We start from the raw sequence: 26421 nt of genomic DNA, 5'->3' as shown, positions 1-26421 counted from the left end.
GACAGTGCCGACGAGCGGTAGCGCGGAACTCTGGTGAGGAGCTCTGGCGATTCAGGCGCGCAAACCGCCGCGCTGCCTGGCGTGTCCACGCTCAGCCGTGTGGACCGGCATATCGACGCGGTTCATCAGCCCTTCGAGCGTCTCTTGGTCCGGTACCCGGGCCTGGCTGATCCGGATGTTGTGCCGCTGGACGGCGAACAGCGCGGGCAGCCCGGCTTTCTGGGCATCGTAGATCAATGCATGGCGGATTTGCTGGTTGTCCTGGCAGAACGCCACCAGATCCAGGCCGGTCCCGGCACACAAGGTTGCATTGATGATCACCAGATCAAACGGCTCACAGCCGTATTCGACCACGCTGAGCAGCTCTGCAAGGGAGTGCACGGGAGCGATCCGGTAATAACCGAGCTGGTTCAGGTTGCGCTCGATTTTCATCCGATGAAAATGCTGCTCATCGGCGATCAGGATACGTAATGCTTTATTCGGCATAGTTGATTGACCCTACAATGACGGTGCGGCCATTTGCGCCCACCCTTATCAAGAGCGCCTGAGACTAAGGGCAATGCCGCGAGGTTTCTGTAGGACCTTTCTGAAAGCAACAGTTCCATCTACTGTTAATTTTTTTGCTGTGATACCGATGACACCTGTCGCCACCAGCACGTTGATCCGCAGCCCCGCCGTGCGCTGACGGAGCTGGCACGCTTACTTGAGCCGGCGAAAGCTTTGTACCGCCGAGCCCAGCACCACCGTCCCCGCCGCAATCGACAGCCAGAATCCGCTGCGTGCGCCGAAGGCATCCACCAGCCAGCCGGAACCGGCTGCACCGATAGCCACGCCAATGCTCAAACCGGTGATCAGCCAGGTCAGACCTTCCGTGAGTTTGGCTGGCGGCACGATGCGCTCCACCAGCCCCATGGCGACAATCAGTGTCGGCGCGAAAGACAGCCCAGCGACAAACACCGCCAGCGACAACCCGAGAATATTCCCCGCCCACAGCAATGGCAGCGTGGTCAGCGCCGTCGCCACCCCGCCATACAGAAACAGCCGAGGCAACGGCGTGTTGAGTTTCAACGCGCCGAACGCCAACCCGGCGAGGCACGAACCGATGGCATACACCGACAGCACGATGCTCGCCGCTGCCGGTTGGCCTTGTTGCTGGGCGAAGGCCACGCTGACCACATCCACCACCCCGACGATGGCACCCATGGCGCCCATCAACAGCATCAACAGTCGGATATCCGCCGAACCAACCACCGAGCCCGGTTGATCCGCGTCATGCGGATGCACCGGCGGCTCGGTGCTACGCTGCAACACAAACGCGGTCACCCCGAGCGCCAACATCAGCAACGCCGCCAACGGCCCGGCCTCGGGAAACACTCCCACGCACAGCCCCACCGACAGCGGCGGCCCGACGATAAAACACACCTCGTCCAGCACCGACTCCAGCGCATACGCGGTGTGCAATTGCGGCTGGCCGCGATACACCTCGGTCCAGCGCGCCCGGACCATCGCCGACATGCTCGGCATGCAACCGGCCAGCGCAGCGAACACGAACAACGTCCAGTTCGGCGCTTGCAATCTTATACAAAGCAACAACATCAACAGCGCCCCGCCACCGACCAAAGCCGAAACCGGCAACACTCGGCCCTGACCAAAACGGTCGACCATGCGCGACACCTGCGGCGCGCAAAACGCCGTGGCCAAGGCAAAGGTCGCCGCGACCGATCCGGCCAATGCGTAACCGCCCTGCAACTGCGAGAGCATGGTGATCAGGCCGATGCCGGTCATCGAGATCGGCATGCGCGCGACCATTCCCGCCAGCACGAAGGCGCGGCTGCCTGGGGCATTGAATAACGCTCGATAAGGGTTTGCCATCGGGTTCCATCCTCTGCTGGGATGTGCAACTTGCCACAATTTGCCGTTGCGGAGAAATGACGTACCTGAATGGCGATGACAACGTCGGGAACAGCGCCGAACGCTGATCGTTCCTATAGCGAGAAAGCACAAGCTCCCTCGCCACAGGTTGTGCACTACGCGTCCGAGTCGTACGGATCGAAATTATCCAGCGCCCGATTCACCAATAATTCGCTCAACACAACCATCTGCTGAATCGCCAACGCCACATGACGCCGTGAACCTTCAAGTTCGAAGGCCAGATCGCTGGCCAGCACATTCACCGACGCCAGGGTTTCGCTGGCGTGGGCCAGCAGGGTTTCGTTATCGGCATCGGGAATGACGACAAACATTTTACCCGGCCGGGTATCGAGTTTCGGTGGCGGGGTAAACGGCGGCAAGTGGTAATCCAACGCGCGCTCGGCGGCGTCATGCAGCTTGCTGGAGTCGAGGGAGTCGTACGGGGAAACGCTTGGGTTTTCGGGGGGATTGGGGGTGATTTTGACCATGGTTGAAACTCCTGACATTCATGAAGCTCACCAGCATCGTGACCAAACGATGGGTGGTGGGCGGTACGCAGGTTGGTCAACCGGGAAGTCAGGCACCCGGCGCACTCGAAAGTGCCCCGCGCACAGCCCACCGCGAAGCATAACGACAAGTGCAAAAAAAAGCGCCGACATGCTTACGTTGGCGCTCGTGCGCCTGACATTGAACGGGTGACCAAACCCGGCCGCTGAATTGGCAGCGACCCGCAAAGGCTAGTCCCACGCCCTTCCCAACCACAACCTGAAAACCTCGTCGGAGAATTCCCCGGCCAACACCACATCTGTAGGAGCGTGGCGATCCCGCACGCTGAAATATGCAGTTGCAAGCCAGCCACCGGCCTCATAACATCGCCCCTCAACGGGTACAGCGGAGCTGTTCAACAAAACCCGCATTCAAGGAACCAGAATGAGCCAGCGCATCCAATGCAGCATCAAAGCACCTCCCCGATCGGGCCTGACCCGCGATCAACTTTGGGAAGCCGAAGACAAGGGTCTGATCAAATGCTGGGAAATCGGTCGCGACCGTGCCACTAAATTCCCCGATCTTTCAAAACGCTGCCTGGCCGGCGAACTCCCGGTACTCGGCTGGAAAGGTGGCGTCAGCCGCAGCCTGAAGAAACGCGATAAGTTCGGCTCCCTCAAATACCTCGCGCAATGGCAAGGCCTGCGCGGTGAAGACCTGGATATCGACCTGACTCAGGAACGGACGATGACCTGCTCCAGCACCAAAATGGTCGTGACCTTCACCCCGGACCGCTCGAAATACTTCAACCAGCCGTCGGAAATGGAAGCCTAGGGGCGATTCAAACCTCCTCAACAACACTCTCCCGCGAAAACCGCTCGCGATACGCCTGCGGTGTCACGCCCATGGCTCGCAGGAAACTGCGGCGCAGGGTTTCTTCGCTGCCGAACCCGCATTGCACGGCGATCCGTTTGATCGGCACTCCGGTGTCACTCAGCAATCGTCGTGCCGTTTCGACGCGGATCAACTCGATGGCTCGCGCCGGGGTCTGGCCGGTGTCAGCGCGATAGTGCCGGATGAAGCTGCGCTCGCTCATACCGGCTTGCAAGGCCAGCGCCGGGATGCCGAGGTCCAGAGTGAGATTTTCGGCAATCCAGGCGTGCAACTCATCAAAGCGATTGCCGTGCTGTTGCAGGTCCAGGGTCACGCTGAACTGCGACTGGCCGCCCGGGCGTTTGAGGAACACCACCAGTTGCCGGGCGACTTCCAGGGCGATCCCGCGCCCAAGATCCGCTTCCACCAGCGCCAACGCCAGGTCGATGCCGGCCGTGACGCCGGCCGAGGTCCAGACCGGACCGTCATTGATGAAAATCGGGTTGGGTTCGACCCGCAGTTTTGGGTGCTTTTGCGCCAACTGATCGCAGCGGGTCCAATGGGTGACCACCCGACGACCGTCGAGCCAGCCGCTGGCGGCCAGCAGAAAGGCGCCCGTACACACCGACGCCACGCGCCGGGAAACCGCAGCCTGTTGACGCACCCAGCCCACCAGCGCGGTGTCTTCGGCCGCCGCGTAAACACCCCAACCGCCCGCGATGATCAGCGTGTCGGAAGGCCCCCCCGGCAACGGTTCGGCCAGCAGCGCCAACCCCCCCGAGGACATCACCGCCCCGCCGCCAGCGGCAATCACCGTCGGCGCATAAGGTGGCGGCAGCCCTCGCTGAGCGGCGATGTCGTTGGCTGTGGCGAACACCTGTAACGGTCCGCTGACATCCAGCAGTTGCACCTTGGCGAAGGCCAGCACATGAATGGTTTTCGGTGAGCTCAGCATGATTGGCGTAATTCGAGGGTTTATTGGCGTGTACGCCAAATCCTACGAGCATACAGTCAAACCGTCCACCCGAACCGGGTGTGAACATGCAGACCAAGGAGAGAGCGTCATGACGTTGCAGATCGGTTTTCTGTTGTTTCCACAGGTGCAGCAACTGGACCTGACCGGACCTTACGATGTGCTGGCCTCGCTGCCGGACGTGAAGGTGCATTTGATCTGGAAGGACCTGGTCCCTGTGACGGCCAGCACCGGCCTGGTCCTGAAGCCGACCGCCACTTTCGATGACTGCCCGGACCTGGATGTGATTTGCATCCCCGGAGGCAGCGGCGTCGGAGCATTGATGGAAGATCCGCAGACCCTGGCATTCATTCAGGCGCAAGCCGCCAAGGCACGCTACGTGACCTCAGTGTGCACCGGTGCATTGGTGCTCGGTGCCGCTGGATTGCTCAACGGCAAACGCGCGACAACCCACTGGGCCTACCATGAATTACTGAGTCTTTTAGGCGCTATTCCGGTTCGGGACCGGGTGGTGCGCGACGGCAATTTGCTGACCGGTGGCGGGATCACGGCCGGTATCGATTTTGCCCTGACCCTGGCCGCTGAGTTGTATGGCGATGACGTGGCGCAATTGGTGCAATTGCAACTCGAATACGCGCCGGCACCGCCCTTCAATTCGGGCGACCCGAAAACCGCGCCGAAAGCCGTGCTGGAGGAAGCCCATCGGCGTTCGGCCGCCTCGCTCAATCAGCGCACGCTGATCACCGAACGCGTAGCGGCACGGCTTGATAAAGCGTTTGGCTAAGCCTGACAGGTGTGCAGGTGGCGCGGGTGACCGGAGAATGAATGATTCAGGCCACGCGCGTCATCAGCGCCAGCCGCACGGCCAGCAGCAACAGCACGGCCGCAAGGCCGAGTGATTGGAGGCGTGCAAGCGTTCCGGTAGTTGAAAAACAACGACTGAGCGCGCCGCCGAAAATCCCGAGCAAGGTATGAAAAACACCGCTCACCAGCGTTAGCACGACCCCCAGGACAATCAGTTGCGCGGCGATTGGCCCCTGCTCCGGCCGAACAAATTGTGGCAGGAAGACCATGAAAAACAACAACGCCTTGGGATTGAGCAGGCTGTTGAGCATCGCGCGCAGCAGCACGGTTTTCAGCGGCACCTGAGGGGGGGGCGAGCGGGTGTCGGTCGACGGTTTCTGCAGAATCTTGAACGCCAGCCACAGCAAGTACGCCACTCCGGCATAACGAATCAGGTCAAAGGCTGGCGGCCAGTTGGCGACGATGGCCGTGATGCCAGTGGCTGTCAGTGCAGTCAGTAGCAGGTCGGCAATGCCAATTCCCAGCCCCGACGCAACGCCACCGCGCCAGCCGTAGCTGACGCCATGGCTGATGACGAATGCCATGTTCGGTCCCGGTGACAGGAGCAGCAGCATCACCGCGCCGACAAAGATCAATAAGGTCGTGAGGTCAATCATGGTCACAGTGCCCAGTCAGCAAAGGCTGTAGATTAGGGCGTCGATCTGATACAAACAAAAAATTGATCTAGATACAAAGCAACGGAAAACCATGGCCCGTATCCGCTATAAACGTCTTGTCGATGAATTCGCCCTGAAAATTCGCAGTGGTGAACTTGCACCCGGTGCACAGTTGCCGACGATTCGGGCGCTGATGGCGAGCCAGCGGATTGCCCTGGCGACCGCGTTGCGGGTCTATAACGAGCTGGAAGCCAGTGGCCTGGTGGTCGGCGAAACCGGGCGCGGCACTTTCGTGCGTGACAGTTCGTTGCCTCGCGGTCTGGGCCTGGAGCAGCACCCACTAAGTGCTGGCGCGGTCGACCTGACCTTCAATTACCCCTCGGTTCCCGGCCAGGCCGAATTGCTGCGCGATGGCCTGCGGGCGGTTGCCGCTTCCGGCGACCTCGACGCCTTGCTGCATTCGGCGCCGCAGGGCGGTCGGCCCCACGAACGGCAAGCCGCGGCCCGGCATTTGCGCAATCGGGACATTCGGGTGGCGGGCGATCAGGTGCTGATCGTCAACGGAGCACAGCAAGGCCTGGCCGTGACGTTGATGGCGTTGCTCAAACCCGGCGATGTATTGGCCCTCGACGCCCTCACCTACCCAGGCCTGAAAACCCTGGCCCTGGCACATCGACTGGATCTTGAAGCGCTGCCGCAAATCGCCGGTCACACTGACCTCGACGCCCTTGAGGCACTGTGTAAACGACGTCCGGTGCGAGCCGTGTATTCAATGCCGACGATGCACAATCCGTTGGCTACCGTGATGTCTCACTCCGATCGATCGCGCCTCGCACACTTGGCCGAGCAGTACGACTTCTTGATCATCGAAGACGGCGCTTACGCCTTTCTCGCGGAACCGGCGCCCAAACCGCTGTTCACCCTTGCGCCCGAGCGGACGGTTTACATTGGCGGCCTGTCGAAGAGCGTCGCGTCCGGCCTGCGTATCGGGTTCATCGCTGCCCCCAAGGTAATGATTCCAGCGTTGGAGCAAGCCATTCGGGTCTCGACCTGGAGCACCCCGTCGCTGACCGTTGCGCTGGCATGCCGCTGGATCGACAGCGGCGTGATCGATGACCTCGAAGAACAAAAGCGTCAGGACGCTCAACGTCGTCAAACACTTGCACGGCAGATCTTGCGCCACAGCGACTTGATCGCCCACCCTTCGTCCTACTACTTCTGGCTCAGATTGCCGGAAGGTTTGCGCGCAGAAAGAGTGGTCGCCGAACTGGAGCGCAAAGGTGTGATGGTGACCAGTGCGCAACCCTTTGCAACCACCATCCATGTGCCGCACGCGTTGCGCGTGGCGATGGGCTCGGTTGCAATGGAGGCGCTCAAACAGGCGCTGGAAACCCTGCGCGAGGTAGTCGAAGTCTGAAACAGACTTTTACAGCGCTCATAAAAAAACCCGCCGAAGCGGGTTTTCAAGACCATGACGACATCCTGTCGCTGCGATCCTTGCAAATGGTCGATCATCCATGACCCTGAGCGCGTCCTGCGCTTCAGTTGATGGGTGTAGATTAAGCTTCGGATCCAATCTTAAATAGACGACATCGTTACCATCGCGTGTAAGACATTCGCCATTGCAGGACTTCCGAAAACCTTTAGAGATCTCAGGCCTCAAGCATCTGAACCGCGAGTATTGCGTCAGACAAGGCTCAAACATGCTGGGTCAATTCATTGTTCAACAAAGGATTTCAGATTCGTCAACGCGTGGTCCCACTGCTGACTGATGATCTCCAGCGAGCGGCGCGCCTCGTCCAGTTGCGTTGGCTCAAAGACCCACCGACGCTCACGCCCCCGTTTGGTGTCACGCACCAGACCGGCGTCCGCCAGCACCCGCAGGTGTTTGGTCACGGCCTGGCGGCTGATGTCGGTGCCGGCGGTCAGTTGCGCAATCGACATCGCCCCGCCGCCGCACAATACGTCGATCAGCCGCAACCGGGTTTCGTCGCCGAGTGCGGCGAAGGTCAGCGCCGAACGACCCAGCGCAGTGGCGGCCGACGGTACATCCAGCGTTAAGGCGTCAGGGGGTGGCAAGGTACGTCTCAATGTTGGTCATTTGGTCATCCCAGCCCCGACTGTTCATGCGGAAGGCTTTCAGACGGCGCTCTGCCGGAATGTTATCGAAACCGGACTCCACGACCTTCAGCAAAGTACCGCCGTCCATGTCTTCGAGCTCGAACAGCACCAGGGTGGTGGGTTCAGACGAATAGTCCATGTCCGGCTCCACCGCATACGGATGCCAACGAAACGCAAACACCCGCTCAGGCTCGACCCGCGCCACCTGCACGTCCCAGACCAGATGTTCATAGCCCGGATAAGTGATTTGCCCCCGGGTTCGTTCACCGGCGACAAAACGTTTGCCTTCGAGCGCGACGCCAAACCACTTACCGAAGGATTCGGCATTGGCCAGGGCACGCCAGACTGTGGAGCGTGGAGCCTTGAGCAGGATCTTTCTTTCGATGCGATCTGATGAGTGCATAGGTCACCTCCTTTGATGAACACTAGGCCCGGATGGCTGAATGCGCAACTTTTTGGTTGCACAAAAACATTAAGGCTGGCTTTACCTCCCTGCGATCACGCCTGGAAATGCTAACGTCGACAGTGAATTGGCCCAAAACAAGGATGCTTCATGTTGCCCTCTCTTTCGGACCGCTATCGCGGCAGCCTGCTGGGTCTGGCCTGCGGCGACGCCGTCGGTACAAGCGTAGAGTTCAAACCGCGCGGGTCGTTCCCAACGCTCACCGATATGGTGGGTGGCGGCCCCTTCAATCTGAAACCGGGCCAGTGGACCGATGACACGTCGATGGCGCTGTGCCTGGCCGAAAGCCTGCTCACAAAGAATGGTTTTGATGCCACCGACCAGATGGGTCGTTATCTCAATTGGTGGCAATGGGGTTACCTGAGCTCGACTGGCGACTGCTTTGATATCGGCATGACCGTGCGTGAAGCCCTGACTCTTTACCAGGAAACCGGCAATCCATTCGCCGGATCGACTGATCCGTTCAGCGCTGGTAACGGTTCGCTGATGCGGTTGGCGCCTGTGGTGCTGTTTTACTTCCCTGCTGTAGACCATGTCAGGACGTTTTCCAGCGACAGCTCTCGAACCACTCACGCTGCGCCTGAAGCCATCGAATGCTGCCAGTTGTTCGCCGGATTGATTTGCGAAGCATTGCAGGGCTCGACGAAGTCGGATTTGCGGCACCTGAGCCACGCACACTTTTCAGAACCAAAAGTCGCCGCGATTGCCTGTGGCAGCTATCTCGCAAAACCAAAATCCGAGATCGTTGGTACAGGCTACTGCGTTGCCTCGTTAGAGGCGGCGCTGTGGTGTTTTCATCACACCGACAGCTTCGAAGACGCCATTCTGCAAGCCGCCAACCTGGGTGATGATGCTGACACAACCGCTGCCATTGTCGGGCAGTTGGCCGGAGCGTTTTACGGTGTGCAAGGAATCCCCAAGAACTGGCTTGCGAAGCTGTATATGCGCGATGAGATTGAAGCGACAGCCGACGCATTGTTGCGAGCATCAATCACCCGCCTTAATGATTGAACACACCGATATGGGGAAAGCTCAATGACCACACTCCACGGCAGTTGCCTGTGCAAGGCCATCGCCTATGAACTCGACAGCCTGGACATGCTGATCAGCCACTGCCATTGCCACACCTGCCGCAAGGCGCATGCGGCGGCGTTTGCTTCGACGGCCGGGGTCATGCGCGAGCATTTTCGTTGGGTCAAAGGTTTGGATAAGCTGTCATCCTTCGAGTCCTCCCCCGGCAAGCTGCGACACTTCTGCTCGCAGTGCGGCTCGCATCTGGTGGCCGAGCGTTTGGCTCAGCCGCATGTGATTGTGCGAGTGGCGACGCTCGATGATGATCCGCAGATGACGCCGCAGGCACACATCTGGACGTCTCACGATGTGCCTTGGTTGGTTTATGAAGGGATTGCCAGGAAGGTGACCTGAGTTGCACGGTGCTCGGGGCTTGATGCTCGAGCGCTTTCAAGGGCCTCATCGCGAGCAAGCTCGCTCCCACATGGGATTTCGGTCGTACACACATTTTGTGTACACCCAGATCCAGTGTGGGAGCGAGCTTGCTCGCGATAGCGCCCGCACGGGCAACGCGATTACCGGACAAACACCTGCGCCGTGGTGATCGCCATGTCACCGCCCGGCATTTTGATGCTGCCGATCTGTTTCAGGCTCTCGGCATCAAAGATCGCCACGTCGTTGAAGGTCCCGGCCAGGTAGATTTTGCTGCCGTCCTTGTTGAAGGAAATGCAGTAGTAGGAGTGATCCAGGTTCGTCGCCTGAAGCAGCTTCTTCTGTTTGATGTCGTACTTGGCCAGACGATTGAGCACGCCAAACATCAGGTTCGGGTCCTTCGGCGAACGCATGCCGCTGAAGTAGATTTCGATCAGCGGACCGAAATCGGTGGTTTCGGTCTTGCCGGTTTTCAGGTCGATGCTGAACAAACCGTAGAGGTTTTCGGCCGTGGCCGGGTCCTGTTTCTCATCCTTGAATTTCGCCGTGGTGTAGAGCAGCGAGAAGTCATGCCGGTACGTCTGCTGATTCCACACGTAGAGCACGTCCGGTGCGCTGTAGTTCGGGCGTTTCCAGTGACGGCTAGGGATCAGCACGTCGAACTTGCCGGTCTTCACATTGACCTTGTAGATGTCCGCACCGGCCACATACAGCGTGCCGTCGTCACCGCTTTGCATGATGGTCAGCTGGCGCGGTGCCGGGAAACTGCGAACCGGTTTGGCGCTCATGCCGGCATCAGTGGCGTAGACATCCAACCGTGGCGGCTGCACTTCATAGTGATCATTGAGCATCAAGGTCGGGTTGGCGACGGTGTACAGCTCCTTGCCGTCATGGCTGAGGGTGAACGCGAACATCGAGCGCGCCTTCTCCCCCGGTTGCTGAGTGATGCTGGCATGGAACACCTGTTTGCAGCTGTCGAGTTCGACGCCGTAAATGTCCGCATAGTGGTTGTTCAGCACGTAGGCGGTCTTGCGGTCCGGCGACAACTGAATAGTGCCGGGGCCAAAGGCATCCGGCAGTTTGCAGGTCTTGTACAGGCTGTCGGTTTTAAGGTCGATGACGTTCAGGTTGTTCGGGTAATTGGTGGTCAACATGTACTCGTGACCACGTTCGAGCACAGTATTTTCATCGGCCAGAACGCTGAGTGAACAAACACTCAGGAGGGCGGAAGCGGCCAGGCCGCAGGCATTGATAAGGCGCATGCAGGAATCCTTCTTCTGTCCGATCATTTGTCTTTTGGGAACACTGTGCCGAGGTTGCGCCAGCTCTCGTTGGAGGCTTGGGCGTCTTTGTTCCAGTCCGGGTAGGTGCTCATCATGTCCGGCACCTGAGCCGGCCACCAGCAAGGGTCGGAACAGCCATAAAGGTCCGCTTCCATCGGCTGGCACAGCGACGACACACCGCCAAAGGCGTCGATTTCCCAACCGGGGTCGGTGGTCGAGGCGCAGCCGGCGACGGAACTCATGGCCACCACTTCTTCGATACGGTTTTCGGCCGCGGCCTGATCGAGCTTCTGCGCTTTGTTATTGATTGCCTTGAGATGTTTCATATCAGTGAGCCTTGCGCGGAGTGATGTAACTGCTGATAAACGCAGGGTTGTGAGCCATGATCCGGGTGTAGACCTCGATGCCGAAGTCGACCCAGTCACGCATCAGTTCGCAGTAGTGATAGGTCGGGTGGGTCGGGTCGCCATAACGGGCGTAGCTCTCGTGATAGCAGCCGCCGGAACACAGGTTGCGGATCTGGCAGTCTTCGCAGCCGGTATTGGTCCGGTCCAGGCGCTGGGACAAAAAGTCGTTCAACTCGACCTGTTTCACGCCGCTGTGAACGTTGCCGAAGGTCGGCAATGACGAGCCGGTGAAACGGTGGCAGAGGTTGAGTTCGCCCTTGTGGTCCACCGCCAGCATCTTCAGCCCGGCACCGCACGGCAGGGCTTTTTTGTGGCCCTCGTGGATGTCGGTGATCAACTGGTGCAGGTTGGAGAAACCGATGTTGCGGTGCTCCAGCGCCGCTTCCAGATAGCGCCGGCCGAGCTTTTTCATGTTGGCGAAGACTTCGATCAACTCGTCACTGGACAGGTTGAAAGTGCTGATGTCGCCCGAGGTCACCGGGGCAAAACCGACTTCAGCAAAACCCAGCTCGTTGAACAGGTGATCCCAGATGGTTTCGACATCGGTGACGCCAGTCGTCAGGGTCACACGCGCGCCAACCGGTCGGCTGTTGTAGCGCGACAACAGCATCTCGGCCTTGCGCCGGACCACGTCATAAGTGCCCTGCCCGCCCACGGTGATGCGATTGCGGTCGTGCACGGTTTTCGGTCCGTCGATGCTCACCGACAAACCAAAGCGATGGGCATTCAGGTAGTCGACCGTTTCCTCGGTGAGCAGCGTGGCGTTGGTGGTCATGACAAATTCGACAAACTTGCCGGCCTCGCGAAAACGCTTCTCGCAATAGTCGACCATGTACTCGATCAGCTTGCGGTTGCTCAACGGCTCGCCCCCGAAGAACACCACGGTGAAACGCTCTTCGTCAGGGGATTCGCGCAGCAGCATTTCCACCGACGCGACGGCAGTGTCGACGTCCATCTTTTTGCCGGCTGACGGCTTGTCGAGGTCTTCCTTGTAGCAATACGTGCAGCTCAGGTTGCAGCCGGTGTTGACGTTGAGCACCACGGTGTTGATCGCCGTGCGTTCGACCCGTTTGGTGCCGATGTCCGGGGTCAGCGGCGAACCGTCGCTGACCAACTCCAGGGAGATCAGCTCGCGCAGGGTTTCGCTGATTTCGTCACCGTTGAAGCGTGCCGCCAAGCGCTCGATCAAGTCCTCCGAGGAACAACCGGGACCGCGCAAGGTATCGATGATGGTGCCGGTCAGCTCATCGCTGGCGAACAGCGAACTGCTGGGAATGTGAAATAGCATGCGGTCGGCATCGACGTGCACTTCGTGCAGATTGCGCTCGACCAGATTCAAGATAGCGCCCATTACAACCTCCTGTGCAAACCCCGTTTCACGAGGCCTGCGGTCATTCCTGAAAAGTGTCTGAAACCGTTACGTCAGCCAGCTCACGTTTTCAAATCAGGGAATGGGTGGATTGTTCCAGCGTTGCACGGTGACGATCAGGTGGCCCTCGCCGGTCAACGCCTTGCCAGCGTCGTCGATGGCGGCGATCACCTTGAGGTTGCCGGCGTTGTTGGTGGACATCTTGCGCGCAGGGTTCGGCCCCGCATCACCTGGGGTGAACACGCCGCTGTCGGCTTGCATGGTGCCGGCAAACTTGACGTCCTGGTCTTCCTTGGCGCGGTCATCGAAGGCTTCGACCTTCCATTGCGCTGGGAACACACCAATGCGATACGGCTTGCCATCGGCGCCTTTGCCCCAGGCTTCAGCGTCAAAACGGCCCTGGACTTTCGGCGTCGAACCGCCGCCCTCACCGATCCGCGCCACCGAGAATTCCGGCACCACTTTGACCTCGGCAATTTGGTTGTAGACCGACAGGGTCGGACCTTTCAGGCTGCCAATGCTGACCTCACGCGCCCCAGGTTTGGCATCGACGGCGGCTTTGATTTTGACCTTGATACGCTCCGGACTTTGTTCCAGCACTTGCGCCACTTGCACACCGTTGCCGAAGTTCGGCGTGCCTTGCAGGCCGCTGCCGATCAGGGTGACTTCGGTTTCGCTGCCGGCCTTCAGGTAACCCGGCTGCACCGCCAGCAAACGGCTGGAGCCTTGTTTTGCGGCGATAAAGTCGAGACCGCGTTCATCGTGCTCGGCGTCGAACATCCGGCCTTGCAGTTCAGTGCCCTTGGCGGCAAACACCTGACGCATGACCACGCCGTCGATGGTCACGTTGCCGCGCCATTCGTAACCGCTGTAGAGGATGGCGCTGCCGTCACCATTGAACGGGCTGCCATCGGCGTATTGGCCTTTGACCGTGACCTTGAACTGATCAAAGCCCGAGGCGCTGACGGTCATGACACCGGCCAGTTCGCCCTTGCCCGGCAAGTGACCGCTGAAGCTCCAGTCACCGACCAGTGCGTCTGCCTTGGGCGCGGTTTTCTGCCAGGCTTTCCAGGCCGGGTTGTCCAGCGGATAGCGCTTGGCCAACAACGGCACCATGTCTTTGCGGGCAATGTCGAACCAGTCGCGGTCGCGGGCCAGCGCCTGGTATTCCAGAGACGGCCATTGGCCGAGGTGGAAGTTCACCAGACGCTCCCACTCCTGAGCTGGCCGCCGTTGCAGGGCCACCCGCGCACCGGAGTGGCAGCGGCCGCACATCTGACTGGTCTGGTCGTCGAAATGCTCGACGGTATTGAGCCGGCGCTCCAGCGCATAACGCACGCCATCAGTTTCGCTCGGCGCCAGGCCTTGGGTGTCAGCGAGGTATTTGACCAGTGTGCGACGGTCCTCATCACTGATCTGCAGACCATGCATGGTTTGCATCCGGGCGATGCTCATCAGCCAGCCTTCAGGCGTTTTGCGCTGATGGCTGATACGGCTCAAGGCATTGCCGGCTTCAGGGGTATGACAGCCCTGGCAGGTTTCCTTGAGGAGGGTTTGGGCATCACGCGCAGCCATGCTTTGTGGAGCATGCAGGGCAGCACATGCAGCGAGCGCCAGCAGACTGGCGCTCATGCCTGATCGGAGTTTTCTCTTCATCAACGTCGAACCTCGCACGGTGCTTTCTTATTTTTTTGAATGATCGTTTTTTTGGTTTCTGCCGCCGACGAACCGGTCGCTGGCGGAGGCAAGAGAAACGGCTGCGAAGGAGCAATACACGGAGCGTGCCAGCTTATTAATAGTCTTTAAAATCAAATAATTGGCGATACATAACAGTTTTTTATCACGGCCGAAAAAGGTCAGCGGCGTCTAATATCGCGACAACTGTTGCACTCTGAGACGAGCATAGATGACGCCCTACGAATAGGGTGCGCGTCTGGTAATCGAGGACTTTAACGATCCGCCGTTATGGCCCGTGATCGATCGTATGTTGAGCCGTTAATGGTTGTAGATGTCTCATCCGCGTCTCAGTTTGCAACAGCGCCGTGTGCTCCACTCTGCTGCTTTTGGCACTGAACCCCGCTAAATACAGCCCTTCGACAAACTGGCACAACCGTTGCGAAAGACCTCGTCACACGAACAAGACGAGGTCTCACCATGCCGCTCCCTTATCCGCTTCCTGCCGTTTCGGCTTTCATCCAACGCGCGCCGCGCATGCTGATCGGCGCCGACTGGGTCGAGGCCGACGACGGCCAGACCATGCCCCTGCATAATCCAGCCACCGGCGAAGTGCTGTGCGTTGTACCGAAGGCTACGCCGGACGACGTTGATCGCGCCGTACTCGCTGCGCGTCACGCATTCGATGATTCAGCCTGGACCCGAACCCGACCTCGGGAGCGGCAAAACCTGTTGTGGAAACTCGCTGACCTGATGGAGCGTGACGCCGAATTGCTCGCGCAACTGGAATGTCTGAACAACGGTAAAAGCGCCGCCGTGGCGCAGGTCATGGACGTGCAGTTGTCCATCGACTTCCTGCGCTACATGGCCGGTTGGGCGACCAAGATCGAAGGCTCCAGCGTCGAAGTCTCGCTGCCGTTAATGCCGGATGATCAGTTCCACAGCTTTATCCGTCGTGAAGCGGTAGGTGTGGTCGGCGCCATCGTTGCCTGGAATTTCCCGCTGCTGCTGGCCTGCTGGAAACTCGGCCCGGCCCTGGCCACCGGTTGCACCGTGGTGCTGAAACCGGCGGATGAAACACCGCTGACCGCGCTGAAACTCGCCGAGTTGGTACTGGAAGCCGGCTACCCGAGCGGGGTGTTCAACGTGGTCACTGGCACCGGCATCACCGCCGGTTCCGCGCTGACCCACAACCCGTTGGTGGACAAACTGACCTTCACCGGCTCCACCGCCGTCGGCAAGCAGATCGGCAAGATCGCCATGGATTCCATGACCCGGGTCACCCTGGAGCTGGGCGGTAAATCGCCGACCATCGTCATGGCCGACGCCAACCTCAGCAGTGCCGCCGCCGGAGCGGCCAGCGCGATTTTCTTCAACCAGGGTCAGGTCTGCTGCGCCGGTTCGCGGCTCTATGTGCAGCGCAAGCATTTCGACAATGTGGTGGCCGACATTGCCGGTATTGCCAACGCCATGAAGCTGGGTAACGGCCTGGACCCGAGTGTTGAAATGGGCCCGCTGATCTCGGCGCGCCAACAAGAGCGGGTTTACAAGTACATCGAAATGGGCCGTGAAAGCGGCGCGACCATCGCCTGTGGCGGTGAGCAATTCGGCCCTGGGTTCTTTGTCAAACCGACGGTGATTGTCGACGTCGATCAAAAGCACTCGCTGGTTCAGGAAGAGATCTTCGGCCCGGTGCTGGTGGCGATTCCGTTCGATGACGAAGCCGATGCGTTGCGCATGGCCAATGACAGTCCGTATGGTTTGGGCGCGAGCATCTGGTCCAACGACTTGGCGGCCGTGCACCGGATGATTCCACGGATCAAGTCCGGTTCGGTCTGGGTCAACTGTCACAGCGCCCTCGACCCGGCGCTGCCGTTTGGTGGTTACAAGATGTCCGGCGTGGGCCGGGAGATGGGGTATGCAGCGATCGAGCATTACACCGAGTTGAAGTCGGTGTTGATCAAACTCTAAAGCACCCCCCGTAGGAGCTGCCGAAGGCTGCGATCTTTTGATCTTTAGCGGTGGACGCTAAAAGATCGCAGCCTTCGGCAGCTCCTACGGTCGGTAGCCTTGCGCAAGCAACCAACTGCGCACCACCCGCCCCTGATCCACCGTCAAACCTGCCAGCGCTTGCTCGGCGGGTTCGGTTTGCAATCGCCGCAGCAACGGCGCCAACTCCACCCCTTGCACATGCCAGATCCCCAATGGCTGATCCGCCGTGATCACCACCTCTGCCTCATCGACAAATCCATCCTTGAGTACCGGCGCCCGCTCAATGCTCAGAGACGCGAAATCTGCGGGGGCGTGAGCAAGCTCAGTGTCCGGCCACTGCCGACGTGCACGCCAGAACGGTTGCTCCGGCCAGCGCAACTCATCGGCATAAAAGTCTCGGCCAATACGCGCAAACCGCAAGAACAGCTGTTCGACCCGCTGGTGATGGAAGCGCTGAGCCAACGCCGCCCGCTCAGGTTTGCGCAACAAGGTGTTGATCACCGCCGGCGCCTGCAACGCTGAAGACAATGACTGAAAGATCCCGTTGCCTGACAGCGGATCGACCGCCATGGCCGCATCGCCGACCCGAATCCAGTTATCGCCACACACCTGCGGATTGAGAATCGCCGTGCTGCTGCGAGCATGCAGTTGCAACTCGATTTCCGACTGCGCCCCGAAAAAATCGACGGCCAACGGCGAGTCCTGACGGCGCTGGCGACAGTAGTCGAGCAACTGCGCTTTGCCCGGCAACTCGGCGCTGGCCACATCCACGGTCAACTGCCAATAACATTGACCGTCGGCCCGCCGCGCCATCCACGCCCAACCGTCCTGCAGACTTTCCACCGCGCTGGCGGTGCTGCCGGGCGCGCCCTGCCAACGGTTGAGCAGGCTGACCGTCTCCGGTCCGCGTTGCCCTTTGCCAAGCGCTGGCGCCTGACGACCGCGAGCCTCCACCAGAAACCCGGTGAACAACTCTCCATGACCTTCGACCTCAACCCGATGGCCCGACGCCTGGGAGTGGACTGCCAGTACCCGACCTTCGATCAACTCGACACCGGCCAGGCGCAAGTCCTCACGCAGGCCGCGATCAAAGCTCGGCCGATCCAGCAGAAATTCGATGTTTTGCGCATGCTGCTGGCCGTTCCACGATACCTGCCGCTGCGACGGCAACGCAGCCTCCGCCAGTGCCTGATTCAATCCAGCACCGCGCAGGGCTTCGAGCACCCGTTGCGAAACGCCTTCAAGTGCCGCAAATCGTCGCCAGTCGCTGACCAGCGTCACCGCATAACCCAGCCGGCGCAGCCCCAACGCCACCGCTGCGCCCGCGGGCCCGGCGCCGAGAATCAGGATGCCGCTCATTGCCAGACTCGTCGCTCAGGGCCGCGATAACGGGCGTTATCCCGCAGCCATTGAAGAATTTGTGGATTGCTCGCGTCGAGGTGTCCGGCGAGGAAATTGGCGATATGCCCGGTCAACGCCGCGCAACCGAGACTGGCGCCGGATTGCCCTGGATAGGTGCCTTGAACGCAAGCGGCAAAGTCGGCCTGCTGGCTGTTAAGCCACGACCATTCGTGTTCGCCGCAACGTGCATCGCCGGTCACTCGCAACACCTGCGGGTAACTCGCGGGGTATACACCTTCGCCTTGCGCCGGGCTCGAGGCGCACAGCAAAACACCACGCGCCAACGCCGCCGAACACGCCTCACGCAGCAGGCTACGGTCCTGGCGCAAGCCAAGGCTGAGGTTGATCACCCGCACGTCCTGCGTCACCAACCAATCGATCGCCGTGGCGATTTGCAAGGCACTGGTCACCCCGCGCTGGTCGAATACTTGCGCCACACAAAAACGCGCCGAGGCAGCACGTCGGCTGATCGCCTCGACAACCGCGCTGCCGTGGCCGAGCGGATCGTCACGCAGCTCGTCTTCGGCGAGCCCGTCTTCGACCAGATAAAACCGGCGCCCGGCACTCACCTGGCCGCGTTGCGCCACGGAGTGTCCGCTGTCGACTACGCCAATCCGTAGCTCAGACTTCATGCAGCACCTTTATCTGTGTCAGAACACCGTCGAACAATTCAAAGCGCAAATCGGCATCGGCCAGGGTCGAGGGGCGATGGCTGATCAGGATTCGTGTACGTCCGGCAAACAGTCGGTCGATGGCCTCGATGACTTCGCGCTCAGTGGCCTCATCGACCGCCGAAGTGGCTTCATCGAGTACCAGAATCAGTGGGTCCTGCAACAGTGCACGGGCGATGGCGATCCGCTGCTTCTGCCCGCCGGACAACTGCTGACCACGTTCGCCCAAAGGGCTGTCGAGGCCTTCGGGCAGGGACGCGATCAAGCTGTCGAGCTGCGCCAGCCGCGCCACTTCGACCACCGCCTCACGACTGGCATCTGGCACCGCGTAAGCGAGGTTATCCGCCAGGCTCCCGCGAAACAGCACGATGTCCTGGCTGACCACGGCGATCCGCCGACGCAACTCGAACAGCGCAAGCTCACGCAGGTCGATCCCGTCCAGCAGCACCCGGCCGGACTGCGGGTCGTGGTGCCGTTGCAGCAGGTCAATCAGCGTCGACTTGCCAACCCCGGAGCCGCCGCTCAGGGCCACTTTCAAACCGTAGGGAATACGCGCCTCGATCCCACGCAACGTCACCGGGCGCCCAGGGTGGCTGAAATGCACCGCCTCAAAACACAGTTCGCCAGAGCTCGGCATTGGCTGCGGCGTTACCGGCGTGACGACGCTCGGCTGTTCACCACGCAGCTCCATCACCCGACCGAGGCTGACGGTCATCCGTTGAATCGCCACATACAACCCGAGCAAGCTCTGCACCGGCCCGACCGCCATCCCCAGATAGGTCGAAAATGCAATCAGCGCACCGAGCTGCCAGGTGCCCTGCACCACCCAATAACCGCCAATCAAAAACGCACAGGCCCGCGACAACGAAGTCAGCGTACCGGGCACCGCCTGGGTGAAAAACTCGGTGACTTGCAGGCGCAACAACTGGCTCATGTAGCCCTGCCCCAATCTCTCGAGACGCCGCGCTTCGCGTTGCTGCTGGCCGGCGGACTGGATGAATTTCATCACCGGCAAGGTTTCGACCATGAACGAGGACATGTCTGCCGAACGTTCGCGCAACTGCCGCACATCGCGCTCGACCTTGCGCCGCATCCAGCGCAACCAGAGTACGTCCAGCGGGATCAACACCAGCGCCAGCAGCGAGAGTTTCCACGACAGGGTCAGCAACATCGCCACCGCGCAGACCAGACCGATGACGCTGGAAACCGCCGAGAACAGCGAGTCGACGGCAAAGCGCTGGATCTCCGCGACGTCACCGTCGAGGCGTGACATCAGGTCGCCGATCCGCCGTTGCCCGTAGAAGCCTGGCGACAAGGTCTGCAAGTGTCGATAAAGGTCATCGCGCAAAGCAAACAGAATGCGCCCCGATAGCCGCGTATGCAGGTAGCGGTTGATCCCCGACAACGCCGTACCGAGCAGTCCGGCAACGATCATTAAACCGGCGATCAGCACCAGCATGGCAAAGTTATGTGCCAATAACCCATCGTCGATCAGCAACTTGGTCAGCCAGGGCTGCACCAGCACCAGCAACGAGGCGCACACCGACAACCCGAGCAGTCCGGCAATCGCCAGCCGATGCGGGTGCACGAAGCCGTAGAGCCACGCAAGCGCAGCGTCCAGTGCCAGGGGGTTGTGGCTGTCGACCAGCCTGACGATCAAGCGACGCATCAGCTGCGCAACTGTTTGAGCTTGCGATACAAGGTCGCACGGCTGATGCCCAGCGCATCGGCAGTCGCCGAGACGTTGCCATGATGACTGTCGAGGGACTGGCGAATCAGCTCCAGTTCGTTCTCGCGAATGCTGCCGGAGGTCAAGCGCTCGCTGGCATTCAACTCGTCGAGCATGCTGTCGGGCAGATGATCCAGGCTGAGCACGCTTTCACCGGGCTCGCGCATCGCCAATGCAGTACGCAGCACCATCTCCAGTTGGCGAATGTTGCCCGGCCAGTGGTAACCGGCGAGCAGGTTGCTCAAGTCGTCCTTGAGCTTGACCGTTGGTGCATCCAGCTTGCCGAGCAAGCGATTCACCAGCTCACTGAAGTCTTCGCGCTCGCGCAAGGCCGGCAGCATCACGCTGATGCCATTGACCCGGTAGAACAGGTCTTCGCGAAAGTGTTTGTCCTCGACCAGACGCTTGAGGTCGCGGTGAGTGGCGCAGATCAGCGCGACGTCGATGTCTTGCTCTTCACCCGCGCCCAGCGGTGCGACCTTGCGGTCCTGCAACACCCGCAACAGCCGCGCTTGCAGCGCCAGTGGCATGTCGCCGATTTCATCGAGGAACAACGTGCCGCCATGGGCCTGTTGCAATCGACCGATCATCCCGCCCCGTCGTGAGCCGGTGAACGCACCTTCGCGATAGCCGAACAATTCCGACTCGATCAGGCCTTCGGGGATCGCTGCACAATTGACCGCAACGAACGGTTTATCGCAACGACTGCCGGCCATGTGCAACGCCCGGGCGATGACTTCCTTGCCAGTGCCGGTTTCCCCCAGCAGCAACACCGGCAACTCATTGGCCAGGCCTTGCCGGGCCATACGCAACGCACGCGCATAACGCGCATTGCTACCGGCCAGGGAGTCGAGATCGGGTTGAGGTTTGGTGCTTTTGGCGACAGGGCGCGGTGTGCTGCCGACATTGATTGAACGTTGCGGCGCACGCAGGGTTTTGTAAAAGAATTCGCCTTTGGCGGTTTGCAGACTGCCGACCCCACCTTGCTGCAGACGCGCCAGTAGTTGCAGGCCATCGACCCCGAGGAACTCTTCGCACCGGCGACCGACCAAGGCTGAACGCTCGGCATTGAGCAACTGGCAGGCCTGCGCACTGACCGCCAGAATCTGCCCGCCGAGGCTCACCGCCAACAGACCTTGCCAGGGTGACTCGAGGTACTGTCGACGACTGTGGAAGGCCAGCACGATCTGCTCGGGGAAGCTTGCGTTGAACACCCGGCTTTCAATCTGACTGACTGCCATCGCCAGTAACGCGGTGCTGTCATGCACGCGGCCCAACGGGCCTTCGCGGGTCAGATCGAGTACGCCAAGGATGTCGCCTTGAGGGCAGTGAATCGGCACCGAGGTACAGGAAAAATCGCTTAGACGATCCAGGTAGTGTTCGCCGCAGTCGATCAACGTCGGCCGGGCCTCCACCAGCGCAGTGCCGAGGGCGTTGGTGCCGCGCGCAGCTTCGCTCCAGCAGGCGCCCAGGGTAATGTCTTGCAGGCCGCTGCCCTTGAGGCGGTCGGCGCGGCCTTCGACGGCGAGAATGGTCGCGTCGGAGTTGGCGAGGATGATCAACCCTTCCTTGCCCTGACGCGCGGCCAGGTAGTCGATGGCCGGCATCGCGGCGTCGATCAGCAAGCGATTGCTCGCCAGCAACACCTCAAGGCTCGCGCTCGATTCCAGCGCCAACTCATGCTTGCCATTGAAGTGCACGCCATGGCTCAAGCTGCGCCGCCATGAGGCATCGATTTCAGCGCGCAACACCCCGCTGGGGACTTCGCCTTCAAGGTGAAGTTTCTCCCGGGCCAGCCGGGCTTCATGTTGCAGCTCTGGCGTTATTGTTTTTATAAGAGTCATCAAGCGCTCCGGATCGGTCCGCCCAGTCTCTGGCCGGGTCACTTCCAGACATGCGACGAAGCACGCATGTCATGGGAAAATATCTACCCGGTTCAGACGGCAGTAAAGGGAAGTTTGCCCAATACCTCGGACAGCCCTTCCCTCAAGCAATACCTGCGCCATGGGACATCGGCGCCAGCGCTTATCTTTACGTTAACGTCAAGAGACTGGCAAGTGCCACAGAGCGCCTGACTCGGTGTTCATGAGCAATAGGACTCGCGTTGTGACTCGATCAGGGTCAATGCCGCAGCCCAGGCCAGGTCGATGATGTTCTCGGCATCGTCTTGCTCGAACTGTTCAGCCGTGTGAACACAGACCTCTGGCGACGGAAAATTCAGCTCACACCCACCCGCCAGCGCCTGAACCTGCGCCTGACAGGCACGCTCCAGGAAGTAAATTTCCTGGAACGCATGGGCCACGCTGGCGCCGCCCACCAACAGCCCGTGATTGCGCAGGATCATCGCCTTGTGCGGTCCCAGATCGGCAATCAACCGCTCACGTTCGTCCAGCGACAAAGCGATGCCTTCATAGGTGTGATAGGCCAGCTTGCCGTAGAACTTCAGGGCGTGCTGAGTGATCGGCAGCAGGCCTCGCTTCTGCGCAGCCACTGCCATGCCCGCTGCCGTGTGGGTGTGGATTACGCAGTTCAGATCGGCGCGCGCCATGTGGATGGCCGAATGGATTACGAAGCCCGCGGTATTGACTCGATGATCTGCATACGCCGGATCGACAATGCGGCCCTGCTGGTCGATGCGCACCAGATCAGAGGCGCGTATGCGATCAAAGATCACCCCGTAGCGATTGATCAGGAAATGATGCTCGGGCCCCGGAATCCGCAAGGTGATGTGGGTGTCGATCAGGTCGGTCATGCGGAAATGCGCGACCAGTCGATACAGGGCCGCCAACTCGCAACGGGCCTGCCATTCAATGGTGTTCATGTGTTCAGGCGTATTCACCCACTCACCTCTTTGTGTGTGTGATGGCGTCTGCGCTTTGTCCTTGGGCGGGCAAAACGCAGACGCCGATTGTCGACAGCACGGTGTGCTTGTGGGCTTTATCGCGGCCGGGCTAGGATTAGTCAATTTTCAATTTCTTAACCTACCTATTAGCTGAACTAATAGCAGGACTCTTTATGCCCTCCCTCCTCTCCCATTCCAGCCGGCGCTTTCTCAACGACCGGCTCGACTGGAACCTGTTGCGCACGTATCTGGTGATCGCCCAGGAAGGCAGTATGAGCCGCGCCGCTGCACGCCTGCACATCACCCAATCGGCGGTGAGCCAGGCGCTCAAGCGTCTCGAAGAACAGCTCGATTGTGTGCTGATTGCCCGCAGTGGTCGACGCTTCGATCTCACCGAAACCGGAGAAGAAGTGCTGCGTATTGCGGCAGATATTTATGGTGATATTTCCCGATTGGGAACGGTGATCGAAAGTCGTCACGATGACGTAGTGGGCAAGGTGCGGATCCTTACCATCAGCGGTATTCAGTCCTCGCACTACGATGAGTTTCTGGCGAACTTTCACGAAAACCATCCAAACGTCGAACTGGAAGTCGAGGTGATGGGCAGTTCGAACATCATCAGTTCACTGCTGCAAAAAACTGCGACGGTCGGTGTTGGTTTATGCCGGCTGTCGCAGCCACGACTGGAGCAACGGGTGCTGTTTCGCGAGCGTTATGGGTACTTCTGCGGCCAACGCCACCGGTTGTTCGGGCAGGCGAATCTGACACTGGAACAGCTTGCCGCCGAGCACTTCGTCAGCTTCACCAGCGACCAGTTGGGCGGCAATCTTTCACCGCTGACGCTGTTTCGCGACCAACAGGGCTTTACCGGCAAGACCGTCGCATCTTCGACCAGTTTCGAAGAGATTCATCGGCTGATTTGCGCAGGGTTTGGGATCGGCTGTTTGCCCGTGCATCTGGTGCGGCGAGATGTCGAGGAGGGGCTGCTGTGGCGTCTGCCGCCTGAGGAGGGCGTGGTGGATCTGGATATTCGGCTGCTCTGGAATCGTGAGCAGAAAATGACTCAAGCCGAAACTGTATTCCTGGAAAGCTTCCAGCACCTGCTCAACAGGCGTGAGCAGGCGTTGTAGCTTTTAGCGCTTCAAACGTGCGGATAGCCTGGTGGTTTGCTCGGGCTTGCGTATTGCGGCTTCAGGTGACCGTCCTTGTCCAGCAGCCACGCATCCATGATCTGCCGCACCACAGGGCCGGCAACCCGACCGCCAGCCTCGCCGTTCTCGATCATCACTGAAATCACGATCTGCGGGTGTTCGGCCGGGGCGAAGCCGACGAACAAGGCGTTGTCGCGGTTACGTTCACGGGTCTTCAAACGGTCGTAGCGTTCGCCCTGTTTGATCGCCACCACTTGTGCGGTGCCGCTCTTGCCTGCGATCCGGTACTGCGCCCCCACTGCTGCCGCACGGGCGATTCCGCGCGGATCGTGCATGACCATTTGCATGCCGTGGTTGACCTGGTCCCAATCCCTCGGGTTTTTCAGCAGGATGTTGGGCATCGGATGCTCGTCCACCGGCGCCACGCCGTCGATCGTCTTGGCCAGGCGCGGTCGGTTCCACACGCCTTTGTTGGCGATCAGTGCAGTTGCCTGAGCCAGTTGCAGCGGCGTCACTTGCATATAGCCCTGACCGATCCCGAGGATCACCGTTTCACCCGGGAACCACGGCTGGCGGCGAGTAGCGCGCTTCCACGCCTGGGATGGCATCAACCCGGCGGACTCTTCGAACATGTCCAGCGAGACCTTCTCGCCGAGGCCAAACATCGCCATATAATCGTGTAGACGATCGATACCGAGCTTGTGCGCCAGGTCGTAAAAGTAGGTGTCGTTGGAGCGCATGATCGCTGCATCCATGTCGACCCAGCCGTCGCCGCTGTGATTCCAGTTGCGGTATTTGTGGTCGAAATCCGGCAGTTGGTAGTAACCCGGATCGAAGACCCGAGTGGACGCCGTCACTACGCCGGTGTCGAGCCCGGCAATCGCCACTTCCGGTTTGATCGTCGAGCCCGGCGCGTACAACCCGCGTAATACCCGGTTGAACAGCGGGCGGTCAATGGAGTCATGCAGCGCCGCGTATTCCTTGAAGCTGATGCCGGTGACGAACAGGTTCGGATCGAAGCTCGGTTTGCTGACCATTGCCAGCACTTCACCGGTTGCCGGATCAAGAGCAACTACTGAGCCACGACGGTCGCCCAGCGCGTCTTCTGCCGCTTCCTGAAGCTTCACATCGAGACTGAGCACGATGTTTTTCCCGGGGATCGGATCAGTGTGCTTAAGCACGCGCAACACGCGACCCTGGGCGTTGGTTTCAACCTCTTCGTAGCCGACATGTCCATGCAACTCGGACTCGTAGAATTTTTCGATGCCGGTCTTGCCGATCGACTGGGTACCGCGGTACTCGACGGTGTCCAGTGCCTTGGATTCTTTCTCGTTGATGCGCCCGACATAACCGATCGAGTGGGCAAAATGCGCGCCCAGCGGGTAGTTGCGAACGAACTGCGGCTCGACGTCGATTCCCGGCAAACGGAACTCGTTCACCGCCAGTACGGCGATCTGCTCTTCGGTCAGCTCATAAAACAAAGTGACCGGAACAAAGGGATGGCGCGCCTGTTTCATCGCCTTGTCGAATAGCGTGCGGTCTTCAGGAGGTAAATGCAGCAGGCTGACCACCGAGTCCAGCTCACCCTTTACATCGGTCGCGCGCTCGCGGGTGATGGTCAGGTTGTAGCTCGGCCGATTGTCGGCCAGCAACACGCCATTGCGGTCATAGATCAGACCGCGAGTCGGGGTAATGGGCAGGACATGCACCCGGTTATTTTCGGAGATCGTCGAGTGATAGTCGAACTCGACCACTTGCAGAATGTACAGGCGCGCAACCAGTGCACAGGTGATGGCAACCACGAACAGCGCGCAAGCCAACAACCGTTTGTTGACCAGACGCGTTTCTGTTTCATGGTCTTTGATCGGGATCGGTTCGGGCATTTCTGCAGCAACTCTTTGACTGGGTTAAACGCCATTCCCTGCGCGTGACATCAGTCCATCAAAAAACGAGCTGCACCATACCAAAAACTGGACGGCCGCTTTAGGACTAATTTCCTGAGTAGCTGTCCTTGACGGCCAAAACGACAGTCGGACGCGCTTCGGGCTCATCGTAAAAAGACACGACTATGAGCGAGGCGACTTTCTCGCAGGCCAAACAAAACCCCTACCTGCATACGCAGATAGGGGTTTCGGAATTTAATCTTGACGATGACCTACTCTCACATGGGGA

General features: G+C 59.9%; 24 protein-coding genes. 7 read left to right on the top strand and 17 right to left on the bottom strand.

Annotation, left to right across the window (positions count from 1 at the left end; all coding sequences use genetic code 11):
• Window positions 1–51 precede the first annotated feature (51 nt).
• From AC1RPZ_RS25115 to AC1RPZ_RS25105, 3 genes are all read right to left on the bottom strand, one after another.
• Window positions 52–486 (bottom strand): response regulator, encoded by a 435-nt coding sequence (locus AC1RPZ_RS25115; RefSeq protein ID WP_493140301.1) that lies wholly within the window; start codon window positions 484–486, stop codon window positions 52–54.
• 213 nt (window positions 487–699) lie between these two features.
• Complete coding sequence (locus AC1RPZ_RS25110; RefSeq protein ID WP_493140299.1) at window positions 700–1872, bottom strand: MFS transporter; 1173 nt, start codon at window positions 1870–1872, stop codon at window positions 700–702.
• A 155-nt stretch (window positions 1873–2027) separates the two neighbouring features.
• Window positions 2028–2399: a DUF6124 family protein gene (locus AC1RPZ_RS25105; RefSeq protein WP_493140297.1), complete on the bottom strand. Its 372-nt coding sequence runs from the start codon at window positions 2397–2399 to the stop codon at window positions 2028–2030.
• A gap of 442 nt (window positions 2400–2841) precedes the next feature.
• Between AC1RPZ_RS25105 and AC1RPZ_RS25100 the strand changes: the two genes are divergently transcribed.
• Window positions 2842–3231 (top strand): hypothetical protein, encoded by a 390-nt coding sequence (locus AC1RPZ_RS25100; protein WP_493140295.1) that lies wholly within the window; start codon window positions 2842–2844, stop codon window positions 3229–3231.
• Window positions 3232–3238: 7 nt separating this feature from the next.
• Here AC1RPZ_RS25100 and AC1RPZ_RS25095 read toward each other — a convergent pair whose 3' ends face one another.
• The gene (locus AC1RPZ_RS25095; protein WP_493140293.1) at window positions 3239–4225 is read right to left on the bottom strand and encodes a GlxA family transcriptional regulator; all 987 of its coding nucleotides are present in this window, start codon (window positions 4223–4225) and stop codon (window positions 3239–3241) included.
• A gap of 109 nt (window positions 4226–4334) precedes the next feature.
• Here AC1RPZ_RS25095 and inhA point away from each other — a divergent pair, with 109 nt between their 5' ends.
• Window positions 4335–5027 carry an isonitrile hydratase gene (gene inhA, locus AC1RPZ_RS25090; protein WP_493140291.1) on the top strand — a complete coding sequence of 231 codons (693 nt, stop codon included), beginning with the start codon at window positions 4335–4337 and terminating at the stop codon, window positions 5025–5027.
• Between the two features lie 46 nt (window positions 5028–5073).
• On the opposite strand, the gene AC1RPZ_RS25085 is transcribed toward inhA, so the two are convergent.
• The gene (locus AC1RPZ_RS25085; protein ID WP_493140289.1) at window positions 5074–5703 is read right to left on the bottom strand and encodes a LysE family translocator; all 630 of its coding nucleotides are present in this window, start codon (window positions 5701–5703) and stop codon (window positions 5074–5076) included.
• Window positions 5704–5794: 91 nt separating this feature from the next.
• On the opposite strand from AC1RPZ_RS25085, the gene AC1RPZ_RS25080 reads away from it, so the two are divergent.
• Window positions 5795–7120, top strand: coding sequence for an aminotransferase-like domain-containing protein (locus AC1RPZ_RS25080; protein WP_493140288.1), 1326 nt, complete (start codon window positions 5795–5797; stop codon window positions 7118–7120).
• Window positions 7121–7419: 299 nt separating this feature from the next.
• Here AC1RPZ_RS25080 and AC1RPZ_RS25075 read toward each other — a convergent pair whose 3' ends face one another.
• Both AC1RPZ_RS25075 and AC1RPZ_RS25070 read right to left on the bottom strand, forming a co-directional pair.
• On the bottom strand, window positions 7420–7782 hold the full coding sequence (locus AC1RPZ_RS25075; RefSeq protein WP_493140286.1) for an ArsR/SmtB family transcription factor: 363 nt from the start codon (window positions 7780–7782) through the stop codon (window positions 7420–7422).
• Entirely contained in the window at window positions 7769–8227 is a 459-nt protein-coding gene (locus AC1RPZ_RS25070; protein WP_493140284.1) for an SRPBCC family protein, read from the bottom strand. Before AC1RPZ_RS25070 ends, AC1RPZ_RS25075 begins: the two co-directional genes overlap by 14 nt.
• Window positions 8228–8377: 150 nt before the next feature.
• On the opposite strand from AC1RPZ_RS25070, the gene AC1RPZ_RS25065 reads away from it, so the two are divergent.
• Together AC1RPZ_RS25065 and AC1RPZ_RS25060 are read left to right on the top strand one after the other, a co-directional pair.
• Window positions 8378–9298, top strand: coding sequence for an ADP-ribosylglycohydrolase family protein (locus AC1RPZ_RS25065; RefSeq protein ID WP_493140282.1), 921 nt, complete (start codon window positions 8378–8380; stop codon window positions 9296–9298).
• A 24-nt stretch (window positions 9299–9322) separates the two neighbouring features.
• Entirely contained in the window at window positions 9323–9712 is a 390-nt protein-coding gene (locus tag AC1RPZ_RS25060) for a GFA family protein (RefSeq protein ID WP_493140280.1), read from the top strand.
• A gap of 161 nt (window positions 9713–9873) precedes the next feature.
• Here AC1RPZ_RS25060 and peaD read toward each other — a convergent pair whose 3' ends face one another.
• The 4 genes from peaD to peaA form a co-directional block, all read right to left on the bottom strand.
• The gene (peaD, locus tag AC1RPZ_RS25055; RefSeq protein WP_493140278.1) at window positions 9874–10992 is read right to left on the bottom strand and encodes a quinohemoprotein amine dehydrogenase subunit beta; all 1119 of its coding nucleotides are present in this window, start codon (window positions 10990–10992) and stop codon (window positions 9874–9876) included.
• Between the two features lie 23 nt (window positions 10993–11015).
• Window positions 11016–11339, bottom strand: a complete 324-nt coding sequence (gene qhpC / locus AC1RPZ_RS25050; protein WP_054596428.1) for a quinohemoprotein amine dehydrogenase subunit gamma — start codon at window positions 11337–11339, stop codon at window positions 11016–11018.
• A 1-nt stretch (window position 11340) separates the two neighbouring features.
• Complete coding sequence (gene peaB, locus AC1RPZ_RS25045) at window positions 11341–12771, bottom strand: quinohemoprotein amine dehydrogenase maturation protein (RefSeq protein WP_493140276.1); 1431 nt, start codon at window positions 12769–12771, stop codon at window positions 11341–11343.
• Between the two features lie 93 nt (window positions 12772–12864).
• A complete protein-coding gene (peaA, locus tag AC1RPZ_RS25040; RefSeq protein WP_493140274.1) occupies window positions 12865–14445 on the bottom strand; it encodes a quinohemoprotein amine dehydrogenase subunit alpha in 1581 nt (526 codons plus the stop codon).
• Window positions 14446–14943: 498 nt separating this feature from the next.
• On the opposite strand from peaA, the gene AC1RPZ_RS25035 reads away from it, so the two are divergent.
• Window positions 14944–16434: an aldehyde dehydrogenase family protein gene (locus tag AC1RPZ_RS25035; protein ID WP_493140273.1), complete on the top strand. Its 1491-nt coding sequence runs from the start codon at window positions 14944–14946 to the stop codon at window positions 16432–16434.
• An 84-nt stretch (window positions 16435–16518) separates the two neighbouring features.
• On the opposite strand, the gene qhpG is transcribed toward AC1RPZ_RS25035, so the two are convergent.
• The 5 genes from qhpG to AC1RPZ_RS25010 form a co-directional block, all read right to left on the bottom strand.
• Window positions 16519–17814 (bottom strand): flavin-dependent monooxygenase QhpG, encoded by a 1296-nt coding sequence (qhpG, locus tag AC1RPZ_RS25030; protein ID WP_493140271.1) that lies wholly within the window; start codon window positions 17812–17814, stop codon window positions 16519–16521.
• A complete protein-coding gene (gene qhpE / locus AC1RPZ_RS25025) occupies window positions 17811–18488 on the bottom strand; it encodes a subtilisin-like serine protease QhpE (protein WP_493140269.1) in 678 nt (225 codons plus the stop codon). Before qhpE ends, qhpG begins: the two co-directional genes overlap by 4 nt.
• Window positions 18478–20196 (bottom strand): ABC transporter ATP-binding protein, encoded by a 1719-nt coding sequence (locus tag AC1RPZ_RS25020; protein ID WP_493140267.1) that lies wholly within the window; start codon window positions 20194–20196, stop codon window positions 18478–18480. The genes qhpE and AC1RPZ_RS25020 overlap by 11 nt, the downstream gene beginning before the upstream one ends.
• Window positions 20196–22100 carry a sigma-54-dependent Fis family transcriptional regulator gene (locus AC1RPZ_RS25015; protein ID WP_493140265.1) on the bottom strand — a complete coding sequence of 635 codons (1905 nt, stop codon included), beginning with the start codon at window positions 22098–22100 and terminating at the stop codon, window positions 20196–20198. The genes AC1RPZ_RS25020 and AC1RPZ_RS25015 overlap by 1 nt, the downstream gene beginning before the upstream one ends.
• Before the next feature lie 239 nt (window positions 22101–22339).
• Window positions 22340–23095 carry a class II aldolase/adducin family protein gene (locus AC1RPZ_RS25010; RefSeq protein ID WP_493140264.1) on the bottom strand — a complete coding sequence of 252 codons (756 nt, stop codon included), beginning with the start codon at window positions 23093–23095 and terminating at the stop codon, window positions 22340–22342.
• Window positions 23096–23271: 176 nt separating this feature from the next.
• Here AC1RPZ_RS25010 and AC1RPZ_RS25005 point away from each other — a divergent pair, with 176 nt between their 5' ends.
• The gene (locus tag AC1RPZ_RS25005; RefSeq protein WP_493140262.1) at window positions 23272–24228 is read left to right on the top strand and encodes a LysR family transcriptional regulator; all 957 of its coding nucleotides are present in this window, start codon (window positions 23272–23274) and stop codon (window positions 24226–24228) included.
• Between the two features lie 11 nt (window positions 24229–24239).
• Here AC1RPZ_RS25005 and mrdA read toward each other — a convergent pair whose 3' ends face one another.
• Window positions 24240–26132 carry a penicillin-binding protein 2 gene (gene mrdA, locus AC1RPZ_RS25000; protein ID WP_493140260.1) on the bottom strand — a complete coding sequence of 631 codons (1893 nt, stop codon included), beginning with the start codon at window positions 26130–26132 and terminating at the stop codon, window positions 24240–24242.
• Between the last annotated feature and the right edge of the window lie 289 nt (window positions 26133–26421).

This window comes from Pseudomonas sp. GW822-FHT02D10, from assembly GCF_058802345.1.
Note: the sequence above shows the minus strand (reverse complement) of the source record. Positions and strands in the feature narration are given on the sequence as shown.

Coding starts and splice junctions, on each gene's coding strand:
- AC1RPZ_RS25115 (WP_493140301.1), bottom strand. CDS start 486: ATGCCGAATAAAGCATTACGTATCCTGATCGCCGATGAGCAGCATTTT.
- AC1RPZ_RS25110 (WP_493140299.1), bottom strand. CDS start 1,872: ATGGCAAACCCTTATCGAGCGTTATTCAATGCCCCAGGCAGCCGCGCC.
- AC1RPZ_RS25105 (WP_493140297.1), bottom strand. CDS start 2,399: ATGGTCAAAATCACCCCCAATCCCCCCGAAAACCCAAGCGTTTCCCCG.
- AC1RPZ_RS25100 (WP_493140295.1), top strand. CDS start 2,842: ATGAGCCAGCGCATCCAATGCAGCATCAAAGCACCTCCCCGATCGGGC.
- AC1RPZ_RS25095 (WP_493140293.1), bottom strand. CDS start 4,225: ATGCTGAGCTCACCGAAAACCATTCATGTGCTGGCCTTCGCCAAGGTG.
- inhA (WP_493140291.1), top strand. CDS start 4,335: ATGACGTTGCAGATCGGTTTTCTGTTGTTTCCACAGGTGCAGCAACTG.
- AC1RPZ_RS25085 (WP_493140289.1), bottom strand. CDS start 5,703: ATGATTGACCTCACGACCTTATTGATCTTTGTCGGCGCGGTGATGCTG.
- AC1RPZ_RS25080 (WP_493140288.1), top strand. CDS start 5,795: ATGGCCCGTATCCGCTATAAACGTCTTGTCGATGAATTCGCCCTGAAA.
- AC1RPZ_RS25070 (WP_493140284.1), bottom strand. CDS start 8,227: ATGCACTCATCAGATCGCATCGAAAGAAAGATCCTGCTCAAGGCTCCA.
- AC1RPZ_RS25065 (WP_493140282.1), top strand. CDS start 8,378: ATGTTGCCCTCTCTTTCGGACCGCTATCGCGGCAGCCTGCTGGGTCTG.
- AC1RPZ_RS25060 (WP_493140280.1), top strand. CDS start 9,323: ATGACCACACTCCACGGCAGTTGCCTGTGCAAGGCCATCGCCTATGAA.
- peaD (WP_493140278.1), bottom strand. CDS start 10,992: ATGCGCCTTATCAATGCCTGCGGCCTGGCCGCTTCCGCCCTCCTGAGT.
- qhpC (WP_054596428.1), bottom strand. CDS start 11,339: ATGAAACATCTCAAGGCAATCAATAACAAAGCGCAGAAGCTCGATCAG.
- peaB (WP_493140276.1), bottom strand. CDS start 12,771: ATGGGCGCTATCTTGAATCTGGTCGAGCGCAATCTGCACGAAGTGCAC.
- peaA (WP_493140274.1), bottom strand. CDS start 14,445: ATGAAGAGAAAACTCCGATCAGGCATGAGCGCCAGTCTGCTGGCGCTC.
- AC1RPZ_RS25035 (WP_493140273.1), top strand. CDS start 14,944: ATGCCGCTCCCTTATCCGCTTCCTGCCGTTTCGGCTTTCATCCAACGC.
- qhpG (WP_493140271.1), bottom strand. CDS start 17,814: ATGAGCGGCATCCTGATTCTCGGCGCCGGGCCCGCGGGCGCAGCGGTG.
- qhpE (WP_493140269.1), bottom strand. CDS start 18,488: ATGAAGTCTGAGCTACGGATTGGCGTAGTCGACAGCGGACACTCCGTG.
- AC1RPZ_RS25020 (WP_493140267.1), bottom strand. CDS start 20,196: ATGCGTCGCTTGATCGTCAGGCTGGTCGACAGCCACAACCCCCTGGCA.
- AC1RPZ_RS25015 (WP_493140265.1), bottom strand. CDS start 22,100: ATGACTCTTATAAAAACAATAACGCCAGAGCTGCAACATGAAGCCCGG.
- AC1RPZ_RS25005 (WP_493140262.1), top strand. CDS start 23,272: ATGCCCTCCCTCCTCTCCCATTCCAGCCGGCGCTTTCTCAACGACCGG.
- mrdA (WP_493140260.1), bottom strand. CDS start 26,132: ATGCCCGAACCGATCCCGATCAAAGACCATGAAACAGAAACGCGTCTG.